The sequence below is a fragment of the Tepidanaerobacter sp. EBM-38 genome, assembly GCA_001896545.1.
Classification (GTDB): domain Bacteria; phylum Bacillota; class Thermosediminibacteria; order Thermosediminibacterales; family Tepidanaerobacteraceae; genus Tepidanaerobacter.
Genome location: MPOT01000025.1, coordinates 90,420 through 113,860 on the forward strand (window position 1 = coordinate 90,420; position 23,441 = coordinate 113,860).

Below are 23,441 nucleotides of genomic sequence, written 5' to 3' on the forward strand. Positions count from 1 at the left end.
GTTCCACTCGAACAAGAAATAGAACATGTTCAAAAGTAATGAAAATCATTTTGAGATGTATAAATTTATAGAGTATGTAGAAACGATGAATAAATCTCAGAATATCAAAATCCCCGTTTGGAAGAACAACAGAATTTACTTATTAAATCCGTCAGACATAAACTACTTTGAGGCCGTTGAAAAGGGCAGTAAGGTGATGGCTTCTAAAGGTGAGTTTGAAACTAATTACTGTCTTTCGGAGTTAGAAGACAAGTTAAGAGAACGTTTAGAAATCTAAACCGAGTAGACCTCATATTCAACCGATGAGGTCTACTTTTTTACCTTTTAGCGAGAAAATAGTGAAAATTTATCGATATATTCGTACAATATATAATACGTAAATAATTTTAATAAAGGGGGTTTTATGATGTTTTCTTTTATTGGATCTATTATTGTATTATTATTAGGTTATTTTATTTATGGCCGTTTTGTTGAACAGGTTTTTGGAGCAGACCCAAGCAGAGAAACACCGGCTTATACCCTACAGGACGGTGTAGATTATGTCCCGCTTAGTCAAACAAAAAGTGCCCTTATACAATTACTAAATATTGCGGGCCTCGGGCCAATATATGGAGCTATACAAGGAGCTGTTATAGACGATGACAGCTCCTTTTTTGTTTATCACATACAAAAGATAAAGTATTAAAATCTTATTTGTTGCTCGTGGATGTTAAAGAAGGAAAAATCATGAGAATTATCGAAATGTAATTAAAGAAACAGTTTGCTTTAAGTTTACGATTACACAGGGAGGTTATTTCAAATGACTTCGATTCAAAGTTTAGAATTTAAGGACGGAAAACTTTACTTGATTGATCAGAGAAAATTGCCGGAAAAACTTTCTATGTTTGAATGTAAAGAATATAAAGATGTGGAGTTTGCCATAAAGGACATGATAGTACGTGGAGCCCCGGCCATAGGAGTTGCCGGAGCTTATGGCATAGTCCTTGCCGCTAAAAAATTTTTAGATTTGCCGAAAGAAAAGTTTTTAGAAAAAATAAAAGAAAGTGCTGCAATTGTAGGAAATGCAAGACCTACAGCGGTAAATTTGATGTGGGCTGTTCGGAGGATGATGAATGTTTTAGAAGTAAATAGAGATAGAGCAAATAGTGAAATCTACGAGATTTTATTAGATGAGGCGAAAAATATAGAGAAAGAAGACTTAGAAACAAATAAAGCCATAGCCAGGTATGGAAATGAAATTGTTCCGGAGGGAGCTACCATACTGACTCATTGCAATGCCGGTGCCCTTGCTACCACAGGATATGGCACAGCACTAGGCGTTATAAGGGAAGCTCACTACATGGGTAAGAACATACGGGTTTTTGCCGACGAAACAAGGCCGCGGCTTCAAGGTGCCAAGCTTACGGCATGGGAGCTGGTGCAGGAGAAGATTCCAGCTAAGCTCATCCCCGACAGTGTAGCTGCCGTGCTAATTAGAGATGGAAAAATTGATGTAATTATTGTGGGAGCTGACAGGATTGCGTTAAATGGCGATACAGCCAATAAAATAGGCACATTTATGCTGTCACAAATGGCAAAAGATTTTAAGGTTCCTTTCTATATTGCAGCGCCTATTTCAACTATTGACTTTGATATAAAAAGCGGCAAAGAGATAGTAATCGAAGAAAGGGCTGCAACTGAGGTTACTCATATAAACGGCGTAAGAATTGCTCCGGAAGGCATAGATGTTTATAATCCCGCCTTTGATGTGACACCTAATGAGAATATAACAGGAATAATAACAGAGAAGGGTATTATGAGGCCGCCATATTTAGAAAATTTAAGTAAACTTAAAGAACGGCATTAATAGCAATTAAATAAAAAAGGAGATTGTTAAACTTGAAGATAGATTTTCATGTACATGTAACACCGCCGGATATTATAAAAGACTGGAAGAAAATAGCTGAAAAAGAGGACTACTTTAAGCTTCTAAGTGAAAGTCCTGTAAATAAGTTTGCTACGGCTGATGATGTTGTAAGAGAACTTGAAGGCTCAGGGGTTGATAAGGCAGTCATCTTTGGGTTTGCCTTTAAAGATATGGGTCTTTGCCGTTATGTCAACGACTATACGGCTGAAGCCGTAAAGAAATATCCCGAAAAACTAATAGGATATATGGTAGCTATGCCTACAGCGACGGAACTGGAAAAGGAAATTGACAGATGCCGAGCTGCCGGACTTAAGGGCGTTGGAGAACTTTTTCCTCAAGGGCAGGGATTTGATATAGCAGATTCTAAAGAGATGTCAAACCTAGCTAATTTATGTATAGAGCGAGAACTTCCCCTGATAATCCATACAAATGAGCCTGTAGGCCATTACTATGCCGGAAAGACTAACACCACTCCAGAAAAAGCCGGTGCCTTTGCTCAAAATTTTCCCGACATTAAAGTTATATTTGCCCATTGGGGCGGTGGGCTTATGTTTTATGAATTGATGCCTGAGATAAAAAAACAAAATCAAAACGTATATTATGATACGGCTGCATCTCCTTTGCTTTATAATAAAAATATATATAAAGCAGCCGGTAATATCGAAGTTTTACATAAAGTGCTATTTGGAAGTGATTTTCCCTTGCTGCCTATGAAAAGGTACCTTAAGGAAATATCAGAATCCGGCCTAAGCCAAGAAGAACAAGAGCTAGTAAGCGGACAAAACGCCTGTCGCCTCCTAGGCCTTTGAGCATGAAGCTAATCAAATAAAAAGGATTTAATCACAGCAAAATATTCCCGTATGTAATATAGAGGCTTTAAATATCTGGGATATGCCGGAGTGGGCGCACATATCCCGTATGGGATAAATCCGTATCGCCTTGCTAAAAACTTGGAACGGAACATATGATATTCACTGGTTACAATCATGACCTTCGGTCTTTCTGCCTTACCTGTATATTTAATTACTTCTCTTGCAAAAAGTAAATTTTCACCGGTATTTGTTGAGCAATCTTCTTTTATTATTCTTTCTTCTTTGATTCCGTGTTTCACCAAAAAGCGCTGCATTGCTTCAGCTTCACTTATCCATTCATTGGAACCTTGGCCGCCGGATACTACTATGGGCACTTGAGGGTATTTATTTGCGTATTCTAAAGCTTGCTGCAGCCGATACCTCAGAGACGGTGACGGTTCATCGCCATATAATCCTGCACCCAAAATTATCATATAATCAACGGGCATATCATCATTAGAAAATGAGTTGACTATAATCAAGCTTTCAATTATCAGAAAAGAGAACAGCAAAACAAAAACTATTATAAACAAGAGCCGTTTGAGCATTAAATCAGATATTTCCCTGACCCCTTTACTTTTTTATTTTTCCCTGCAATTTTCTATTCTTTAACTATGCCGGCATCAAATTACGAAGTTACCGTCTTTAGTTTATCATTGTCGTAAATTTTATCAACCTTAAAGTTATGTGTTCTATGGATAAATGAATTTATCGAAGCTTTTCCGATCTATTATTACAATGATGTAATTTATGCTATAATTAAGTTCAGAAAACTTTACCGAGCAAAATGCATTGTTCAAATCTTGCTGCTGACGCGCTTAAGGAAGCGATAAATGATTATAAAAAAAGTAGGGGTTAATATTGAACAAAAATAAAGTTGCAGTAGCGATGAGCGGAGGGGTAGACAGTTCTGTCTGTGCATATCTGTTAAAAGAGCAGGGATATGAAGTAATCGGAATAACTATGCAAATATTCGATGATGCGCCACGCAAAGTCGAAGCTAAAGAAGGCGGCTGCTCTAGCGAAGCTGTGCAGGACGCCCGGCTTGTAGCAGAAAAACTAGGCATACCGCATTATGTGGTAAATTTAAAACACTGCTTTAATGAAAAAGTCATAAAATATTTTGCAAACGAGTATTTGTCCGGCAAGACGCCAAACCCTTGCATTGTTTGCAATAAATATTTAAAATTTACCGAACTTCTAAAAGCGGCTTTTGAACTTGGCGCTTTTTATCTTGCAACCGGTCATTATGCCAGGGTAGAATATGATGATACTCTAAGCCGATATATTTTAAAAAAATCTGTCGACAGCGACAAGGACCAATCTTATGTTTTATATGGTTTGACTCAGCGCCAACTTGAGCATGTCCTTTTTCCGCTGGGCAATTATACAAAAAAGGAAATTCGCCAAATAGCTCAAAAAATAGGTCTATCTGTTTCGGACAAACCTGACAGCCAAGAGATTTGCTTTATCGATACCAATTACCGTGATTTTCTATATAAGAAAGTCCCGGACAAAATCAAAGAAGGGCCATTTATAGATATAAACGGCAAGGTAATTGGAAGGCATAAAGGCATTTCGTTTTATACAATAGGCCAAAGGAAAGGCCTTGGCATCTCTGCCGGTAAGCCTCTTTATGTAGTAGATATAGATGCTCGGAATAATGCCGTAATTTTAGGGGACGAAAAAGACCTTTATATAAAGGAGTTTACAGCCCATCAAATTAACTGGGTATCAATAGATGCACCTTACGAAAAGTTTAGTGCAAATGTAAAAATAAGGTACAATTTTGCTGAAAAGCCGGCCAAAATCATCCCACTTGATAGCGATACGGTAAAAGTAATTTTTGAAAATCCTCAAAAAGCCGTTACCCCCGGCCAATCAGTGGTATTTTATAACGGTGATAAAGTATTAGGCGGCGGCGTTATAAAACGGCGCTGTCTTTCTGAAAAATCTTTTTAGAAAGACCTTACATTAAACAATTTCTTGGTTTATCGTTATATTGCAATTACCGACTAAATATGTGATAAGCTATATTTGAGGTAAAAAAATCGGGTAGGAGGTAGATAAAATAATTGTCTATCTACTACCCGATTATTGTTTTAAAGAAGGGTTTTAAAACAAGTTTGTCGAATTACTAAATAATTCAGTCATAATTAACAGGATCAACAGGGGGTATACTTAAGGGGGTATACTTAAGGGGGCATACTTAATGAACGCAAATTTACAGGAAATCTTGATAGACTGTTTGGAAGTCTTAGCTAGAATAACCGGAGGTTATGCCACTGTAACTGATAGAGATGGAGTAAGATTAAAAACCGTTGACTCATCTGGTAATGAAATAGAATCTTTAAAGGGTGTAGTATTTGGGCTTGCAAAAAAGGCAGCTCAAACAGGCAAAGCTATTAGTGGCATGTCTCAACTGGAAGATGGAGCGGAATCGTGGTGCCTGCCCATAAGTGAGTATGTCTTAGCTTGCAGCAACATAGAAAGGGTTAAACGAAATAATGATTTGAAATTATCCCTTATAGAGTCTCTGCCCTTTATAGCCCGTGTAGCAGGGGGAGAAGCGGTAGTATTTGACAGTCAAGGTAAAAGAATAGCAACTGTTGATTCCAAAGGCAATACAGACCATAAAAATTTGGGGTTAGTAAGCAAGGGCGCCAGAGAATCAATGATAAAGCAAAAACCTGTTATCGGAGAATCTTCGTCTGTCAGCGGCGCCATGGCTGTGCGAATACCAATAACCAAAGAATTTGGCTTCGGATTTAATAACGAAGAAATGGTCAGGCGCAGCAATAAACTTGTAAGTGAAGTAAGAAAACATCAAACTGCGAAGTACAACTTTTCAGATATTATAGGGGAAAGTCCGGCAATGAGAAAATTAAAAGAGACTGCAAAACTAGCGGCAAAATCCAATTCAAATGTCCTAATTTACGGTGAAACAGGGACGGGCAAAGAGTTATTTGCCCACTCGATTCATAATGCCAGCGAGCGGCATAATAAACCCTTTGTGGCTATAAACTGTGCTGCTCTACCGCCTACTTTAATAGAAAGTGAGCTTTTTGGATACGAAAGTGGTGCTTTTACCGGTGCAAAAAAAGGTGGTCACCCGGGAGTATTTGAACAAGCTAATGGGGGTACATTATTTTTAGATGAGATCAGCGAGATGGACATTGATTTACAGGCAAAACTTCTAAGAGTTCTTCAGGAGCGGGAAGTAACACGTTTAGGCGGAAGAAAGGCTATACCACTTGATGTTCGAGTAATAGCTTCCACTAATAAGCCCTTAGATAAAATGGTAAAAGATGGTAAATTCAGACAGGATTTATTTTTCCGATTAAATGTATTTGACATTAAATTGGTACCCTTGCGGCAGATAAGGGAGGATATACCTCTCATAGCTAGTGAGATAGTAAAAAAAATGAACGTGATCTTTGGAAAATATGTAGAGAAAATTGATGATGAGGCTACAAGGCTGCTTATGCAATATGATTGGCCAGGAAATGTCAGAGAACTTGTAAATTGTCTTGAAAAGGCCTTTAATATCTTAGGAAATGATAAATACATTACTAAAGATCACCTAAGCTTTAAATTCAATATGGATGATATAGGGGATGCAAGTCAAGGATTGTCGGCTATGTTGGCCGATTATGAAAAAAAAGTAATAGAAAAAGTGCTAAAAGAAACAAAAGGGGTAAAAGTACAAGCTGCAAAGATCCTTGGAATAAGCACTACTACTCTGTGGAGAAAAATCAAAGAATTAAATATTGAAGTCTGAAAACATTTCATTTTTGAAATTACATAACAAAAACGAAATGATGCAATCTTCAATTATACTGTGTATTCTGATAAAAGCCCAGGAAGCATTTCATATTTGCAATACTTTCTGGGCTTTTTGTTGAATATGTGGCCTTTTTTAAGGCTGTTTTAACGGCATAAAACTTGCAAGTATATATTATTGACTGTTTAAAGCATAAAGCCTGTTATGTTAATTAAAAACAATATTGGAGGTCAAAAATGAAGATAGGTTTTATCGGTTTAGGTGTAATGGGAAGTCGCATGGCAAAGCGCATACATAATGCAGGGTATAATCTAAAAGTTTTCGACGTAATGGAAGATGCGGTTATGGAATTTGAAAAGCTGGGAGTCGAAGTCGGAAGCTCCCCCGGCGATGTAGCTATTGACACTGATGTAATATTAATGTCCTTACCCAATTCACAAATCGTAACCAATGTAATACTAGGAGAAGACGGCATTCTTTCTAAGGCAAAACCCGGCACTATATTAGTAGACTTAAGCAGTATCACTCCTAAAGCTATCCGTGATATTTACAAAAAAACAAGCCAAAAAGGGGTAGAAATTCTAGATGCACCTGTCAGTGGAGGTTCTGCCGGGGCGGAATCTGGAAACTTGACTATAATGGTGGGAGGAAAAAAAGAAATATTACACGAAGTAATGCCAATTCTTGAAACTATGGGTAAAACTATCTATCACGTTGGCGATGTAGGAGCAGGAGATACTGTAAAACTCGTGAACAATCTTTTGCTAGGAGCTAATATGGTTGCTGTGGCGGAAGCTCTAACACTGGGTGTAAAAGCAGGTCTGGATCCTGAAGTAATGTTTGAAGTTATCACAAACAGTTCAGGCAACTCTTATGCACTCAAAGCCAAGTATCCGAAATTTATATCACAGGGTAACTTTGAACCGGGTTTTATGATTGATTTACAATATAAAGATCTGCAATTGGCAGTTGATACAGCAAAAGACCTAAACTTACCTCTTGTCATGGGAAATATGGCTCAGCAAATTTATGAAATGGCTAAGGCTGAAGGCTTGGGACAAAAGGATATTTCCTCAGTTGTAAAACTTTATGAAAAATGGTCTGGCATTACGGTAAGGAAGGAGGAATGAAGTGGCTACTGCTAAACTTAAGAGTCTAATTGAACAAAAAATGCCTTTAACTTTGGGAGAAGTAATAGAGATCGCTAATGAGACCAAATCAAGTCCAGCAGTTGTGGTCATTGAAGAGGCGCAAAATCAGACGGGTAAAAACAGAGGAGAAGTCTTAGACCTTGTCCTAAAACAGTTTGAGCATAATCTTAAAGCTGTAGAAATTGGTATGACTACAGGAGAAAGCCTGCTGTTTGGTAAAGTGGGTGCTGAACTTGCAGCTATTGATGGGTCTAAAATCTTTGAAGATGAATTTATCGATAAGGCATTAATGTATACCTTAGCAGCCCAAGTGGGAAATCATACTATAGGCCTTAGGCCATGTGCGGGTACAGGAGATCCTTGCCCCTATACGGGCTTCATAAAAGCCATGATGGATAGCGGTTATGATCAAGATCGAATTGCTCAGTTGGCCAGCCTTATTTTGAAGGTAGGATCCGTATTCAGAGTGGGCAAAATTGGCACCGGCTGTAATATGGAAGGCTTCGGTGCAGGAGCTTGTGCCATGGCTGCAGCTTTTGTAGAACTTAAAGGAGGCAGCCCCCAGGCAATGGAAAGAGCTATGGTTTTAGCCTTGTCTCCTACAATTGCAGTTCCGTGCACTCCTAGGGTTATGGTGCCGGGTTTATGCGCCACCCATATCGGTGGAGCCATATTAATAGGGGCAATGGCTGCAAGTCTAGCAATAAATACTAACATCGAGGTGAATGTTCCGATAGATGTTATGGTATCTATGGCTGCAGAGATTCATCCTATTTCAGCCAAAGAGATTGTTCCTACTGTGATAAAGTTCATGGAGCCTTTTTTCAAAACAAAGCCCATGGTGGAAGAACTGATAGACGACACAGTTAAATCAAAAGAAAAAACAAGAATTGAAGAAACCATAAAGGAAGCCAAGGAAATTTCAAAAAGGCTTGTCACCGGTGCAAGACCTATTACGGAAACCTTAGGTGAAGCTGTTGTAGGCGGTAGCAGTCAAGCAGTGGGTTCTCCTACTAATGCAGCACGAATTGCCCACTTTTTATGTAAGGGAAATATTAAAAAAGTAAAGATAGAGCTTTATCCTGAACTTTTTGCCCGGCGAGGGATAAATATCCCTGGCATACTGATGGCTGCTGTGTTCGGATCCTCTACTGCTGATTATGAGATGTACGGTAAAGTTATGGATAAAGTCAAGGAAAAAGGAATAGAAGTGGAGATTTTAGAAACCCAGGAATATCAGGTGCAGAGAATTACCATAGTGGCAGAAGAAGTGACTTCTATGGTAGATACTTTAAATAGAGGCGGGGGACGATTAGTTCTAAGAGATGCAAGCCCTTCTAAAGATGAGGCTTTAAAGATAGCAAAAGAACTGGGTATAGTAGTTATAAATCCTTAAGGGGCGGTGAACTAAGCTTGAATATCATTGAACGGATTATAGCGCAAAAGACCGGAAAAGAAACAGTGAAAGCGGGAGATGAATTGTGTGTGCCTGTAGATCTGGCAATAGCCCATGATGTTACCGGTCCGATGGCCATAGAACAATTTAGAAAAATCGGTGCCGAGAAAGTTTTTGACAAGGACAAAGTAGTATTTGTCATAGATCACAACATACCTTCTTCTTCTGTTGATTCACGATTGCAACATAATAGTTTAAAAAGCTTTTACAAAGATATGGGAATTAAATTGTACCACCAGGGAGATGGAGTCATTCATCAATTGGCGGCTGAGAAAGCCCTATACAAAGAGGGAGATATTGTGGTAGGCGCCGATTCTCATACATGCACAGCCGGTGCCTTCGGTGCCGTAGCTATTCCCGTAGGAGCAACAGAACTGGCAGCGGTAATGGCTTTAGGAACTATAGATATAGAAGTGCCCCAAACTTATCTAATTGAGGTTGAAGGGCATTTAAATCCCGGCGTATATGCCAAAGACGTCATTCTTTATTTAATAGGCAAATTTGGCACCCACGGTTTTACGGACAAAGCGGTGATTTTTGGCGGTAATACTATCACAAACATGTCCTTTGATGAAAAGATGACTATATCCAATATGGCCATAGAGATGGGGGCCATGATAGGGTATGTGAACCAAGGTGAGCCCATAGGAGAAGTTGAGGCAACTTACAGGATACAAGCATCGGACATACAGCCACAAGTAGCCTGCCCTTATTCTCCGGGCAATGTCAAACCGGTGAAAGATGTAGAGGGGACACCAATAACTCAAGTTGTTATAGGAAGTTGCACTAATGGTCGTGTTCAAGATATGGAGATTGCTGCCGAGGTTTTAAAAGGAAAAAAAATATCCGATATGGTGACCATGATAGTAGTTCCTGCATCCAAGAAAGTTATCGAACAAATGGACCACAAAGGTATAACCAAAATATTTCGCGATGCTGGTGCTATTGTGGTAAATCCGGGATGTGGGCCGTGCTTCGGTGCCCATCAAGGTTTACTCAGTGAAGACGATATTGCCGTTTCCACTACAAACAGGAACTTTCCCGGTCGCATGGGCCACAATAAAGCAAAGGTTTACTTGGCTTCTCCCAGAACGGCTGCGGAAAGTGCCATAGCCGGATACATTGTAAGTCCGGGAAGCGTTTTGCCATGGAGGGATGATTGTGAAAAAAGTTAAAGGTCGAGTATTTTTTCTGGGAGATAACATAGATACAGATCAGATTTTACCCGGCTATGCCATGTCGGTTCCAGCTTGTCAACTAAAAAATTATGCATTAAAGGGAAGCTCAATTCCGGATTTTGTCGAAAAAGTAAGACCTGGGGATGTGATCATAGGAGGCAAAAATTTCGGGTGCGGTTCAAGCCGGGAACAGGCACCTGTGGCCTTAAAGGACGCTGGAGTTGGTGCCGTTATAGCCGCTTCTTTTGCTATGATATTCAGAAAAAACTCTATAAATATCGGGTTGCCGGTAATCACATCTGAGTGCATAGACCTAATGAAAAGAGAAATTCAAGAAGGCGATCAAGTAGAAGTTGATATTGAATCGGGAATTTTACTGCATATTGATTCAGGTAGGGTCTATGAGTTAAAAAAACTTTCCGAACCGGCTTTGGCTACACTGAGAGCCGGCGGTCTTATAAATCGTGTAAGGGATATACTGTGTGAGAGAGGTGAGCTAATTGACTGTAAAAAGGCCTAATACTGAAAGAATTATCAAAGAAGATATGGAGCGAATAAAAGCCTATGAAAAGGCATTTGATGTTAAAATGCCATATATCGATGAAAAAGGAATTATTCAAGGGCTTCCAGAGCCTTATCCCCGGGAAGTTAACGGAGTGATGAGAAGCGGGTACCGGTTGACGGAATTAGGAAGAAAGGCCAAAAAAGACAGCATTCCTATAATGAATCCTATACTGGGCAGAAATACCGCGGAGGAAACTTACAGAGAATCAAAACATATGTACGATATGGCGGAAAAACTAGGTACTACTCTTTTTCACTTCGTACACTCGGAAGCGACTCGCCATATAGATCCTTTAGACGGCATCGAACTGATAGAACAGTCCCGAGGTAAAGGTGGGATTACACCTCTTGGTGAGCGAGAGTTTGTGAAACTGGGTGGGGGTTCAAAACACCCAATGCGGATTAATGCCACCGGCGATACTCCACACTTATCCATATTAAACTCTTTTATAGCTGGTTTCGATGGTACTGATATAGGGCCGGTTATCCACGTGCATTTTGGAGGTCGAGGTATTCATGATTATAAAACCAAGGTGTTAAACGGTTTTAAAGCTATTCAGATTTGTGCGGAAAACAATATTTTCGTCCAACTTGATTCTCACAAACATATAAACAATATTGAAGGTACCGATGGAATGGCTCTAGCAATGTGCTTATTAGCTGAAGGATTAGCAGTTTTGGGGGGTCTTGACCGGGCTTTGAGTTGTATTCAAATGAATGTAGCCGGTATAAACCTTATGGCAGATCTAGCACTGATGAAAGCCTTCAGAGAGATGATATGGAGTGAGTTCATTGTTGTAGTTCCCGAAACCTTCCAGAATCCTCCTGCTGATTTAACAGTGGAACAAGCCCACTTTGCTAGAATGGCTATAAGTGCAAAATTGGGCGGTGCCAATTTCTATAGACCAAAAGCTGCCGAATCTGTGGGAATACCTACAGGGGAATCTATGGCAAAAGCCATTTGGGCCACTATGAATGTATTTGAAAACACTTATAAAATTGATATCCATGATGAATATATCACGCAGCGCAAAAACGAAATAAAACAGGAGGCCTTGGCAGTATTAACAGCTGCTTTAGGTGAATCAACCATGCTTAAGCCAGAGCAGATCACTGAGGATTTCTGGAAGCGGTACAATCCCGAGGAGCTTATAGAGCTAATAGTAAAAGCCGGTAAAAGCGGTATATTAGATACTCCCCGAGCCGGAGGGTGGGACTTGAAGCGATTTGTAAAAACCCATCGGGATCCTGATGGAATCAGACGATATGTACCAGGCTATACTCCACTGGGAGTGGACAAAAAATATATGCCTGTTACTAAAGAGAAAGTTCAAGTTCCTAAACAGGTTCCAATTACTAAAAAACATAAAGTAGTACTTGCCACAGTTGGAGCCGATGCTCACGTAGTTGGGATAAACCAAGTTCGAGAAGCCATCCAACAGGCAGGTTACGAGGTTATATTCTTAAGGGGCATGAACCTACCGGAAACTGTAGCAGAAGTGGCTGCAGAGACTAAAGCCAGTGTAGTGGGAGTCAGTAACCTTTTGGGTCTTGGAATTACCTTATTTCCACGGGTGAACCAGCGTTTACAGGAACTGGGCATAAGAGACGATGTTGTGCTAATGGCTGGGGGCAGGATTGCAGAAAAGGAAGAAGACCACAAAGAATACGAGGATAAAATTAAAAATGAAGGCCCCGGTTTTCTTGGAGTTGACGGATTTTTTGGTCCTGGTTCCAAGTTGGATGATATTGTGGCATGGATTGATGAAAAGACTCAAAAATAATGTTTTCTAAAATACTTACAGGAGGAGAACTCTATGGAACAGGAAAAAATAAGGGCTGTAATAATGAGGGCGGGAACCAGCAAAGGTATATTCTTAAGAGATGAAGATTTGCCCAAGGATAAGGATAAGAGGGATGAGACAATTTTGAAGATATTCGGAAGTCCGGATGTAAGACAGATTGACGGCCTTGGGGGCGCAGACCCATTAACAAGCAAAGTAGCCATTATTGGTCCTCCTTCAAGATCTGATGCCGATATCGATTATACATTTGGGCAAGTGTCTTATGTAGCGCCTACCATTGATTATTCAGGCAACTGTGGCAACATTTCATCAGGAGTGGGTCCGTTTGCTATAGATGAAGGACTAGTAAAGGTTGAAGAGCCATATACGATAGTAAGAGTTCACAATACAAACACTAACTCTATTCTAATAGAGCAGGTCCAAGTGGTAAACGGAAAAGCAAAAGTGCTCGGAGACTATAAAATAGATGGAGTACCTGGAACAGGAGCAGAAATTTCCATTGATTTTTCTCAAACTGCCGGTGCCAAGACCGGTAAACTATTACCAACGGGAAATGTGAAAGATAAAATCCAAATAACTAATTTAGGAGAATTGGAAGTTTCCATAGTGGATGCAGCCAATCCCATGGTTTTTGTTAGGGCTGTAGACTTAGGACTAACAGGCACTGAGACACCTGAAGAAATCGACGGCAATCAAAAGATACTGGATATACTCGAGGAAATCCGATCGAAAACTGCACAAACCATTGGAATGGTTAAGGATTGGAGAGAAGCTAAGACGAAATCTCCAGCCTTTCCTATGGTGGCCTTTGTATCTCCGGCTTCAGATTATAAAGATTTTACCACAGGACAGCAGATCAGGGAAGAAGATATAGATTTTGTATCCAGATTGATGTTTATGCAAATAATGCACAAAACTTATGCCGGAACGGGGACTATTTGTACAGGTGCTGCTGCAAGAATTGATGGAACTGTAGTAAATGAAGTGATGAAAGAAAAACATCGGGGCAAAGATCCAATTCTAAGAATAGGGCATCCTGCAGGAATAATTACTATTGATGTATGTGCAAATCATGAAGAGGGAAAGTGGAATCTTAAAAAGGCTGCCATAAGTAGAACTGCAAGAAGAATCATGGAGGGATACTGCTATATACCTAAAGAAAGGTGATATTCGTGGCCAAATACGATTATTTTGTTATCGATATAGGCAGCACCTATACAAAACTAAGATTGTTTAAAGATTGTCGATTGGTAGCTACAGCTCAGGCACCTACTACTATTGAAAATGTATACAAGGGAATAACTCTGGGAAAGACAAAAATATGTGCAGCTACCGGAGATACATCTATCGATGCTTGTCATGTGCTTGCTACCAGCAGTGCCGCCGGCGGCCTTAGAATGGTAGCTATGGGTTATATGGCCAGAGTTACAGCAAAAGCTGCTAAAGAAGTAGCTATGAATGCGGGAGCCCGAGTATTGGAAATAGTATCACAAGAAGATCCCCCAGAATACCGAGTAGAAATTTTAAAAGAGATAAATCCAGATATAATTTTGTTGGCTGGGGGAACTGACGGCGGTGACGAATCTTCCATCATTGAAAATGCAAAATTGATACTGGAAAGCGGGATAAAGGCTGTTGTAATAATAGCAGGAAACATCAACTCTCAATCAGAAGTAGCTGGGATCTTACATGATGGCGGAGTTGCCTACGAAAGAGTACCAAATATAATGCCTACAATTCATGAACTTAGAGTTAGGGAAGCTCGGGAAGCCATTCATCAGGAGTTCATACGACAGATAACAAAGGCTCCAGGCCTTGCTCCCCTGAAACAAGAGATAACCACTGACAAGATAATACCTACCCCTGGAGCGGTACTTATGGGAGCCGAACTTCTCGCAAAGGGCGTATATGATGAAAAAGGCTTGGGCGACTTAGTGCTGGTTGATTTAGGAGGTGCAACTACAGATGTACACTCGGTGCTTCCTAGCTTAGAAAAACTAGCTGATGAAGAGAAAGGATTAATAGTGGCCAATGAAAAGCAGGTCGCCTATAGAACCGTAGAAGGAAATTTAGGTATGCGTGTCAGTGCTCAAGGTATTCTCGATGTGGTGGGGAGTAAAGGTTTATTAAAGAAAAGAAATATTGATGATAAATCCGTTGAAAGGGAAGTTACTCAATATGTACGCTTTTTAGAAAAGAATCCGGGGCATCTGCCTAAGAATGAAAGAGAAAAACTATTCGATGAACTTTTGGCAGAAACCGCTATAGAAGTTGCCTTAAAACGTCATGCGGGATTCATAACCCAAGAGTTTGATCCAATTATGGGTACAGTACCTGGGATGCCTATTGGCAGAGACCTTAGAAAGGTAAAGTACATAATAGGGGTAGGCGGATTTTTTGTTCACAACAAATTAAGTGATGCGCAGAAAAGAATAGAAAATGCTATCAAAAAACCCGAATTTTCCCTGCTCCCGGAGAATCCTGAAATCCTTATCGACCAAAACTATCTTTTGTATGCAGCAGGTGCTATATCACAAATCGATCGAGAATATGCGTTTACATTACTTAAAAATTATTTTGGAATATGAGCTTTAAGGAGGAACTGAAGTTGAAGAAAACAACTTTACTAAGAAAACTAATCGAAGATGAACAAATTCTTGTAGCACCCGGTGCTCATGATGTATTAACAGCTAAAGTCATCGAAAAAGTAGGTTTCAATGCAGTGTACATGACAGGATATGGCCGGGCTGCCAGTTATCTCGGCAAGCCCGATGTAGGACTGATAACCATGACGGAGATGCAGGATCAAGTCAGTAAACTTGCTGCAGCAGTGGATATACCAGTTATAGCGGATGGAGATACAGGCTTTGGCAATGCAATAAATGTTATGAGAACCGTTAAAGAGTATGAAAAAGCAGGAGCAGCTGCTATACAATTGGAAGATCAGGTTGCTCCAAAAAAATGTGGACACATGATAGGTCGTCAAGTAGTTTCAATGGATGAGATGTTAGGGAAAATTGAGGCAGCAATAAGTGCTAGACAGGACCCAGACTTTGTGATTATAGCACGTACCGATGCTAGGACATCTATGGGTTTTGAAGAGGCATTAAAGCGGGCAAAAGCCTATGCTGAAGCTGGAGCAGATGTTATATTTTTTGAATCCCCGGAGAGCAAAGAAGAGATGATAAGGCTCAACAAAGAGCTTAACGTTCCTACACTGGCAAATATGGTGGAAGGCGGGAGAACCCCCCTGTTTAGCGCCAAAGAGCTGGAGGAAATGGGATATGCGCTAGTTATATTTCCTACAGCATCAGTTTATACCACTGCCAAATCAATGATGGAGCTAATGCAGGAATTGAAAAGTAAAGGTACTACACGGGATTCTATTGAAAAGATGATCCCCTTTCAGGAGTTTAATGATTTAATTGGATTGCCTGAGATAAGAGAATTAGAAAACAAGTATGTAAGAGGAGGGGTGTAGATATAAAAAATAATTAAACAGTTGGATAAATACTAAACCAGATCAATAATTTTGTCAGCAGAGTTTATTTTACTTTTTTAAAAAGCTAATAGGAATGTATGTGTTGTTTGTATTAAGAACTAGCAGTAACCCATGAGTGACTTTCATTGTGAAAAGGTGTATTGGCAGCTAAAATAGTATTTGTGAAAGTGCACTCCAACTCAGCTCCCAATATTAAGTATTTTAATGAGGAGGAAAGTTAATGCAAACAGAGACAAAAAAAGTTGAGCAAAATACCGATATTTATGAAAGCGCATTTGCACCAGTTCCGGAATCTCAAAGAAAAACTTTATTAAGCCTGACCGCTGTTTTAGCAGGATATCCTATAGCCTTATCCAATTTCGTTATCGGAGGAGCGGCTGGAGTTGGATTGACCTTTGACAAAGCACTATTAGCGTTATTTATTGGGAACGGGATATTGATTGCGATAGTTATAATTACGGGTTTAATGGCTTACGAGACAGGATTGTCCACTGCATTTCTATCAAGAAGAGCTTTTGGCAAAAATGGTTCTAGCATATTTTCTTTATTGTTGGCAATGTCTTCAGTTACATGGATATCATTGAATGGTGACATATTTTCAAGGCTTATAAAAACTACATTCCCTTGGTGGCCGATTAGCATTCCTATTACCGCTGTAATTGTAATATTAATATGGATGCAATCCGCAATTAGAGGCTATAAAGGGTTAGAAGTTGTAAGCTTTATTGGTGTTCCTGCCGCACTTATCATGTCTTTAGTTGGTGTTATTGCTGCATTCAATGCAACGAATGGTTTTGCTGGGCTAACAAGTTATATACCTGAGAAACCAATGTCTTTTACAGCTGCTACAGCTTCAATAGTTGGTGGCTGGGTATTTGGTGCAACAATTACACCGGATATCTGTCGTTTTGCAAAAAGCAAAAGAGATGTAGTAATAGCCGGTTTAGTAGCATTTATAGTTGGTTGTTTTGGTTTACAGCTTGCAGGTGCGCTGGTAGCCCTTGCTACAGGACAAGGTGATTTTACTTTAGCAATGGCTGAGCTAGGTCTTACAGGTGTTGCTTTTGTGGCAGCTATATTCTGCCTTTGGACTACCCAAGACAATAACATATACGGGGCAAGCCTTGCAATACAAAATGTTTTAAGAGAAACTTCAGCAAAAGGAAAAGTAAGTCACATGCAAATAGCAATTGCAGTAGCAGGTGTTTCAGCTGTATTTGCTGCCTTGGGAATTTATAAATATATACTGCCTATAATACAATTCTTATCAGTTCTAATACCACCTGTACCAGGGTTACTTACAGCCGAATATTATTTTGTAAAAAATTCAAAAGAAAATATTACAACAAATTGGTTAGCAATGTTAGCGTGGGTTTTAGGTGGAACTACAGGATATATTTCACTTAAAACGAACTTCTTCATTCCCCCTGTTGTAGGCATGGTTGCCGCAGGTGTAATTTATACAGTCTTAAGTAAACTGTTTGATAAATAAACAAGTTGAAAAAGAAGTTCAACAAAGCAATAGTGAAATGAATATATAGTTTTTCAAAGCATTAAAATTCAAACCTGTGTAGGGAACTGCAAAAGGTTGTCCACAGGCAGTAGTAAGTGACTAATTATAAAGTAACTTTTCAAAATTAACAATTAATAAGGAGGCAGAAGAGATCATGTCAGTTTTAGCCATTAAAAACATAGGGATCTTGGTTACCGGAGATATTAATAATCCTATATCAGAGGCAAATACCGTTGTTGTAGAAGATGGAAAAATCAAGAGGATTGGCGATGAGAAACTACTAGAAAAGTTTCAGTGCGATAAAGTTATAGATGCTCAAGGAACAACTGTAACACCGGGGCTTATAGACTCTCACGTACACCCTGTTATAGGTGATTTCACACCAAGACAAAACATGTTAGGGTTTATTAACAGTTCACTTCACGGTGGAGTAACAACCATGATATCCGCAGGTGAATGCCATACCCCGGGAAGACCAAAAGACGTTGAAGGAACAAAGGCCCTTGCTCTACTTGCCTATAAGTCTTCTAAAAATGCTAGACCCGGTGGTGTTAAACTTCACGGTGGTGGATTAATATTAGAAAAGGGATTGACGGAAAAAGATTTCGAGGAATTAGCAAAGCAGGGCGTTTGGATAGTTGGCGAGATAGGCCTTGGTACAGTTAACAATCCAAAGGAAGCAGCACCAATGGTAGAGTGGGCTAAAAAATACGGTTTTAAAGTCATGATGCATACGGGAGGAACCTCGATTCCGGGTAGCACTACTATAACAGCGGAAGATGTTATGACAGTGAATCCAGATGTTGTATCACATTTAAACGGTGGTCCCACAGCGATTTCTTTAAACGAAGTTAAAAAACTTATAGACGAAACATCCTATGCCTTAGAACTTGTCCAGTGTGGAAATTTCAAAGTATTAAAGCAAGCAGTAGAATGGCTTAATGAAAAAGGGCAACTTGATAGAATAATACTCGGTAACGATTCACCATCAGGCACAGGAATAATAACACTTGGAATATTGAGATCAATTGCCTATATAGCTTCTATGGCGGGGATTCCTGCTGAAAAGGCCATATGTATGGCTACAGGTAATACGGCAAGGATATATGGGTTAAATGTTGGAATTATCGAAGAAGGCCGTGAAGCTGATTTTGTAATCATGGATGCACCTATGGGGTCCGTAGGAGAAGATTGCCTAAAGGCACTCGAAGCGGGTGATTTACCTGGAATTTCAATGGTTATAATCGATGGAAATATTGCTGTTTCTAAAAGTAGGAATACGCCACCACCTGTAACCAAAGCGGCAATATGCTAAGAAAACAATATATGTTTATATGAGTGTTTAAAAGGGAGCAAATAGATTATCACATGATTCTAATTAATAATGATAAATGCAAGCGATGCTACACTGAAATAAGCCATAGAATTGGGTGCAACTAGAGTTTATAGTAAGCAATGGAGGTGATAGCACTTTTACATTTAAACAGACGCGTTTATTAATGTTGGAATTATCAAAGAATTGGTCATTTGCCTTGGGAATGAAATTATAGTCATCCCCAAGGTATAGCTTAAAAAATAATGAAGGGAGTAATTTGGATTATGGATGTAAAAATAAGAAAGTTTTACACCATTGTTGAAGAGATCAAGAGCGATGGCGGAAAAGAAATTGAAGGTAAACCCCACAAACGGGCTGCTGCTGCAGTAGTAATTGAAAATCCATTTGCAGGTAAATATGTAGAGGATTTATCGCCATTGACAGAGTGGAGCGTAGAAATCGCACCAATACTGACCCAAAAAGCCCTTGCTGCCGCTGGCATGAATAAAACAGAAGTGGAAAGCTATGGAAAAGCAGCTATAGTCGGCGGAAATGGAGAGTTAGAACACGCAGCGGCACTTCTTCACCCAAAACTGGGCAAACCCTTTAGAGACGAAGTTAATGGAGGCAAGGCAATAATACCATCAGCTAAAAAGATGGGATATCCAGGGTGCGCCATAGATGTACCACTGCATTTCAAGGATGCGGCTTTTGTCAGATCGCATTTTGATGCTATGGAAGTAAGAGTACCTGACGCACCTAGAGACAATGAGATAGTTTTAATACTTTCTGTTACTAACTGTGGCAGGCCTCACCCGAGAGTTGGCGGACTTACAAAAGAAGAAGCCAAATGCGAAGATGGTTTATGGTAATACCATTGCCAGGCGGGGGATTTCCCTACCTGGCAAAACAACATTTCTTATTTAAGGAGCAAAAGCATGCTTCAAATAATGAATATAGGAATTACAGATGTAGCAGTAATAGGTGGTGGGCTTGCAGCCATGTATGCAGCTTTGGAAGCAAGCAACTATGATAAATCCGTAGTCATTATATCAAAAAAACCTGTGGGTAGATCCGGTGCTTCTGTTATTTCTAAATCGGTTCATAGGTTTCCCCCTGACCATTTAAAGGAGAAGCTTTCATATAAAAATAAGATTATTGAGGCTGGCAGATATATTAATAATAGGGATTTAGTAGATACTTTCGTAGAGCATGCCTCACAAAAAATGGATAATATTGAAAAGTTAAAAGTCGGATTGAACTTTAAAGAAAAACTTATAGATGGCAAGAATCATAAATATTTTGCTGCATGCAAGCCTAAGATGGGCAAACATCTTACTATACCGCTTTCGAACATTATAAAAACTAAAGACAACATAAATATAATGGAAGGATACATGGCAGTTCAGATAGTAATAGAAAGAGATACTGTCTGCGGAATTTTAATAGAAAATAAGAATCGCCTATATTTTCTCGGTGCAAAAGCTGTGGTAATTGCGACAGGTGGAGGAGGATATAATTACATCCAAACTAGCAATACCAATGACTTAACCGGGGACGGGTATGCTATGGCCTTAAGAGCTGGCTTGCCTTTGATAGATATGGAGTTTATTCAGTTCTACCCATATAGAACAGTATATCCCTTTCAACACGATATTTTCCCAGATATTTTTAGCCATGGGGCTAAATACTTAAACGAAAAAGGCGAAAGATTTATGGATAAGTATCCCAAAAAGGAGCTGGAGAACAGAGATATTTTATCTCGTGAAATGTTTTTTCAAAAGGAAATATATCTTAATATAGAGGATTGCGACAAGGATTTTATGAAAGAAGAATGTGATGACTTATACGACAATTATTTAAAATATAAAGGTGAGCAAATCAAAGTTTCACCTGTTGCTCATTTTATGATGGGCGGCGTTAAAATAAATGCAGATACATCTACAGATGTAAGAGGATTATTCTGTTGCGGAGAAGTAGCCGGAGGTTTACATGGAGCAAATCGGTTAGCGGGGCATGCCCTTACTGAAACTGTAGTATTTGGTCATATTGCAGGAGAGGAATCCGCTCATTATGCTGGAAGCAAAACAAAGATTTCTGTAAACTTTGTTAAAGAAGAAACTGCTAATTGGGTTCCTAATATAGGCGAGGAGAGTCCAACGAATATAAAAAATATATTAAGAAGAAATATGTGGGAATCAGCAGGAATTGTTAGGAATGAAGATGATCTGCAACGAGCAAAAGATAAAGTAGAAGAACTAGAACAACAAATAAAAAACTTAAAACCTCTAAAATTGAGAGATTGGATTGAATGCCAAAATATGATCCAGACCTCAAAAATGATAATAGATTCTTGTATTTTAAGAAAAGAGAGTAGAGGAGCACACTATAGATCTGACTTTCCTGAAGAAGATATTAATTGGCAGCGGAATATAATAATAAACTAAATAAATACTTCAAACCACATATAAAAATGCTCATTTTCAGCCTTAGCAACATTACAATTCATAGTAGAAAAATTTAAAAAGAATTACCCATTCATGCTTATTAACCTACATCTATCAATCTCATAATCATTCTTAACGCTATTAAACGATTGTTCTGAAGCAAAATCCCATAACTTAGTTATACCTAAATTCAGATAAAGGACCCCAAACTCGGTCAAACCTATAATAATAGTTACAAAAAATATTTTAGCAATTTAAAAATATCAAGTTTGTTTTGGAACGTATATTCAAAATAATATCTTAGATTTAAATAATATCTCACAAATTATGCGAATACAATCAATTTAATAACAGCTACGAGTAAGTTCGGAAACAGGAAAAAATGCCTGTAAAAAACCAATAAAAGCACTAAAAATAACAAAACAAAAACTTTTAAGCTGTGAAAGCAAAAAAAAACAAAATGAGAGTAAGGAAACAAATATCAGGCTAAAAAAATGCAAAAAGAAATACCAATTCTTGCGGCTTATTACCCGAGAACATTCAATCTCATAACTCTTAGAGCAAATAGGAACACATACCCATTAACACTTGCTGCTGCCGTTAAAACATAAGGAGGTGGTACACTCAAAAAAAGAAGTTACCAAAAGGTGTAACAAGGAGAGGCTGTTTTTTCCATAATAATACTAAGTATTATTATGGAAGACCCCTGATTTGTGTAAACGGTCTTTAGTTATAAAGAGAAAAAATGAAACTTTTTTAAGAGGCTCTAAACCTTGCGGTTATTAGGTTTAATTACTCTGGATTTAAACTAATTTTATTTTATACAAGGAGGGTATAAAATGTCCGAACAGAAAGAAAAGGGTTTTTCTGCTTATCTAAAAGAGCAAAACATCGAACTCACTTTTGACAGAATTGGTATCAAAGCTCTTGGTGCTATGGCTCACGGTCTATTTGCGTCATTATTAATCGGTACAATTATTAACACCCTGGGCAATCTACTTAAATTCCCGTTTCTTAACGAAATTGGTGCCTATGCCACGGCAGGTACCGGCGCAGCCATGGCAGTATCCATCGGTTACGCTTTACAAGCACCTCCCTTCGTTCTTTATTCTTTGGTGGCTGTAGGTCAGGCTGCTAACAAATTAGGCGGCGCTGGCGGCCCTTTGGCCGTATTCTTCATTGCCCTTATTGCTGCCTTTTGCGGTATGCTGGTTTCCAAAAGAACGCGTATTGACTTAATTGTTACACCTTTTGTTACGATTGTTGTAGGCGTCACAGCTGCCTATTTTTTGGCTCCGCCCATCGGTGCCTTTGCTTCTTGGATTGGCAACATCATTATCTGGGCAACAGAAATGAGGCCATTCATAATGGGAATTCTGGTTTCCGCTATTATGGGTATCGTTCTTACACTACCAATTAGCTCTGCGGCACTGGCTGCCGCTTTAGGGCTGGTTGGTCTGGCCGGCGGCGCTGCCCATGCTGGCTGCTGCGCTCACATGATTGGCTTTGCAGTCGCCTCTTACAGAGAAAATAAAATCGGCGGTTTAGCAGCCCAAGGTCTTGGTACATCCATGCTGCAAATACCTAATCTGTTGAAAAAACCGGTTCTATGGATACCAGCAGTGGTTGCTTCTATCATCAATGGCCCTGTTGCTACTGTTGTTTTTAGGCTTAAACAAAACGGACCTCCTATCTCCTCAGGTATGGGCACCTCCGGTCTCGTCGGTCCCATCGGCGTTATCACCGGTTGGTATACGCCTTCGGAGCAAGCTCTTGCCCACGGCGAGGTAGCCATGATCCCCACCGCCATGGATTGGATTGGCTTAATTATGGTCAGTGTCGTGATCCCGGCGGTAGTAGCTTGGATTGTCTCTGAAATTATGCGCAAGAAGGAAATAATCGAGCCCGGCGATTTAAAAATCGAGGTCTAAAGTTAAAGACTCAACCAAAACCCAGAGTAAAGGTAAAT

General features: G+C 39.4%; 20 protein-coding genes and 1 pseudogene. 20 read left to right on the top strand and 1 reads right to left on the bottom strand.

Features of this window, described 5'->3' with window-relative positions; all coding sequences use genetic code 11:
• Positions 1-25: 25 nt before the first annotated feature.
• The 4 genes and pseudogenes from BUC45_RS02290 to BUC45_RS02305 all read left to right on the top strand — a co-directional run bounded on the left by BUC45_RS02290 (position 26) and on the right by BUC45_RS02305 (position 2,715).
• The gene (locus BUC45_RS02290; RefSeq protein ID WP_296970034.1) at positions 26-277 is read left to right on the top strand and encodes a LytTR family transcriptional regulator DNA-binding domain-containing protein; all 252 of its coding nucleotides are present in this window, start codon (positions 26-28) and stop codon (positions 275-277) included.
• A 129-nt stretch (positions 278-406) separates the two neighbouring features.
• Positions 407-631, top strand: a pseudogene (locus BUC45_RS02295) (carbon starvation CstA family protein); the annotation flags it as partial.
• A 168-nt stretch (positions 632-799) separates the two neighbouring features.
• Positions 800-1,846 (top strand): S-methyl-5-thioribose-1-phosphate isomerase, encoded by a 1,047-nt coding sequence (mtnA, locus tag BUC45_RS02300; RefSeq protein ID WP_013777517.1) that lies wholly within the window; start codon positions 800-802, stop codon positions 1,844-1,846.
• Between the two features lie 32 nt (positions 1,847-1,878).
• Positions 1,879-2,715, top strand: a complete 837-nt coding sequence (locus BUC45_RS02305; RefSeq protein ID WP_013777518.1) for an amidohydrolase family protein — start codon at positions 1,879-1,881, stop codon at positions 2,713-2,715.
• A gap of 8 nt (positions 2,716-2,723) precedes the next feature.
• On the opposite strand, the gene BUC45_RS02310 is transcribed toward BUC45_RS02305, so the two are convergent.
• Entirely contained in the window at positions 2,724-3,290 is a 567-nt protein-coding gene (locus BUC45_RS02310) for a YdcF family protein (protein WP_296970039.1), read from the bottom strand.
• Between the two features lie 254 nt (positions 3,291-3,544).
• Between BUC45_RS02310 and BUC45_RS11960 the strand changes: the two genes are divergently transcribed.
• From BUC45_RS11960 to BUC45_RS02385, 16 genes are all read left to right on the top strand, one after another.
• Positions 3,545-3,616, top strand: coding sequence for a hypothetical protein (locus BUC45_RS11960; protein ID WP_197537071.1), 72 nt, complete (start codon positions 3,545-3,547; stop codon positions 3,614-3,616).
• Between the two features lie 2 nt (positions 3,617-3,618).
• Positions 3,619-4,719, top strand: coding sequence for a tRNA 2-thiouridine(34) synthase MnmA (gene mnmA / locus BUC45_RS02315; RefSeq protein WP_296970041.1), 1,101 nt, complete (start codon positions 3,619-3,621; stop codon positions 4,717-4,719).
• Positions 4,720-4,969: 250 nt separating this feature from the next.
• A complete protein-coding gene (locus tag BUC45_RS02320; protein WP_013777521.1) occupies positions 4,970-6,538 on the top strand; it encodes a sigma 54-interacting transcriptional regulator in 1,569 nt (522 codons plus the stop codon).
• A 239-nt stretch (positions 6,539-6,777) separates the two neighbouring features.
• A complete protein-coding gene (locus BUC45_RS02325) occupies positions 6,778-7,671 on the top strand; it encodes an NAD(P)-dependent oxidoreductase (protein ID WP_013777522.1) in 894 nt (297 codons plus the stop codon).
• Position 7,672: 1 nt separating this feature from the next.
• On the top strand, positions 7,673-9,088 hold the full coding sequence (locus tag BUC45_RS02330) for a hypothetical protein (protein WP_013777523.1): 1,416 nt from the start codon (positions 7,673-7,675) through the stop codon (positions 9,086-9,088).
• A 17-nt stretch (positions 9,089-9,105) separates the two neighbouring features.
• A complete protein-coding gene (locus BUC45_RS02335; protein ID WP_013777524.1) occupies positions 9,106-10,323 on the top strand; it encodes an aconitase/3-isopropylmalate dehydratase large subunit family protein in 1,218 nt (405 codons plus the stop codon).
• Entirely contained in the window at positions 10,310-10,846 is a 537-nt protein-coding gene (locus BUC45_RS02340) for a 3-isopropylmalate dehydratase (RefSeq protein WP_013777525.1), read from the top strand. The genes BUC45_RS02335 and BUC45_RS02340 overlap by 14 nt, the downstream gene beginning before the upstream one ends.
• On the top strand, positions 10,827-12,674 hold the full coding sequence (locus tag BUC45_RS02345) for a cobalamin-dependent protein (RefSeq protein ID WP_013777526.1): 1,848 nt from the start codon (positions 10,827-10,829) through the stop codon (positions 12,672-12,674). Before BUC45_RS02340 ends, BUC45_RS02345 begins: the two co-directional genes overlap by 20 nt.
• A 33-nt stretch (positions 12,675-12,707) precedes the next feature.
• Positions 12,708-13,862, top strand: coding sequence for a PrpF domain-containing protein (locus tag BUC45_RS02350; protein WP_013777527.1), 1,155 nt, complete (start codon positions 12,708-12,710; stop codon positions 13,860-13,862).
• Positions 13,859-15,283 (top strand): glutamate mutase L, encoded by a 1,425-nt coding sequence (locus tag BUC45_RS02355; RefSeq protein WP_013777528.1) that lies wholly within the window; start codon positions 13,859-13,861, stop codon positions 15,281-15,283. The genes BUC45_RS02350 and BUC45_RS02355 overlap by 4 nt, the downstream gene beginning before the upstream one ends.
• A 20-nt stretch (positions 15,284-15,303) precedes the next feature.
• Positions 15,304-16,176, top strand: coding sequence for an isocitrate lyase/PEP mutase family protein (locus tag BUC45_RS02360; protein ID WP_013777529.1), 873 nt, complete (start codon positions 15,304-15,306; stop codon positions 16,174-16,176).
• A 241-nt stretch (positions 16,177-16,417) separates the two neighbouring features.
• Positions 16,418-17,689 (top strand): cytosine permease, encoded by a 1,272-nt coding sequence (locus BUC45_RS02365; RefSeq protein WP_013777530.1) that lies wholly within the window; start codon positions 16,418-16,420, stop codon positions 17,687-17,689.
• A gap of 175 nt (positions 17,690-17,864) precedes the next feature.
• On the top strand, positions 17,865-19,025 hold the full coding sequence (locus tag BUC45_RS02370) for an amidohydrolase family protein (protein ID WP_013777531.1): 1,161 nt from the start codon (positions 17,865-17,867) through the stop codon (positions 19,023-19,025).
• 284 nt (positions 19,026-19,309) lie between these two features.
• Complete coding sequence (locus BUC45_RS02375) at positions 19,310-19,897, top strand: amino acid synthesis family protein (protein ID WP_013777532.1); 588 nt, start codon at positions 19,310-19,312, stop codon at positions 19,895-19,897.
• 66 nt (positions 19,898-19,963) lie between these two features.
• Positions 19,964-21,472 (top strand): FAD-binding protein, encoded by a 1,509-nt coding sequence (locus BUC45_RS02380; RefSeq protein ID WP_013777533.1) that lies wholly within the window; start codon positions 19,964-19,966, stop codon positions 21,470-21,472.
• A gap of 839 nt (positions 21,473-22,311) precedes the next feature.
• The gene (locus BUC45_RS02385) at positions 22,312-23,403 is read left to right on the top strand and encodes a PTS transporter subunit IIC (RefSeq protein WP_013777534.1); all 1,092 of its coding nucleotides are present in this window, start codon (positions 22,312-22,314) and stop codon (positions 23,401-23,403) included.
• The last annotated feature ends 38 nt before the right edge of the window (positions 23,404-23,441 follow it).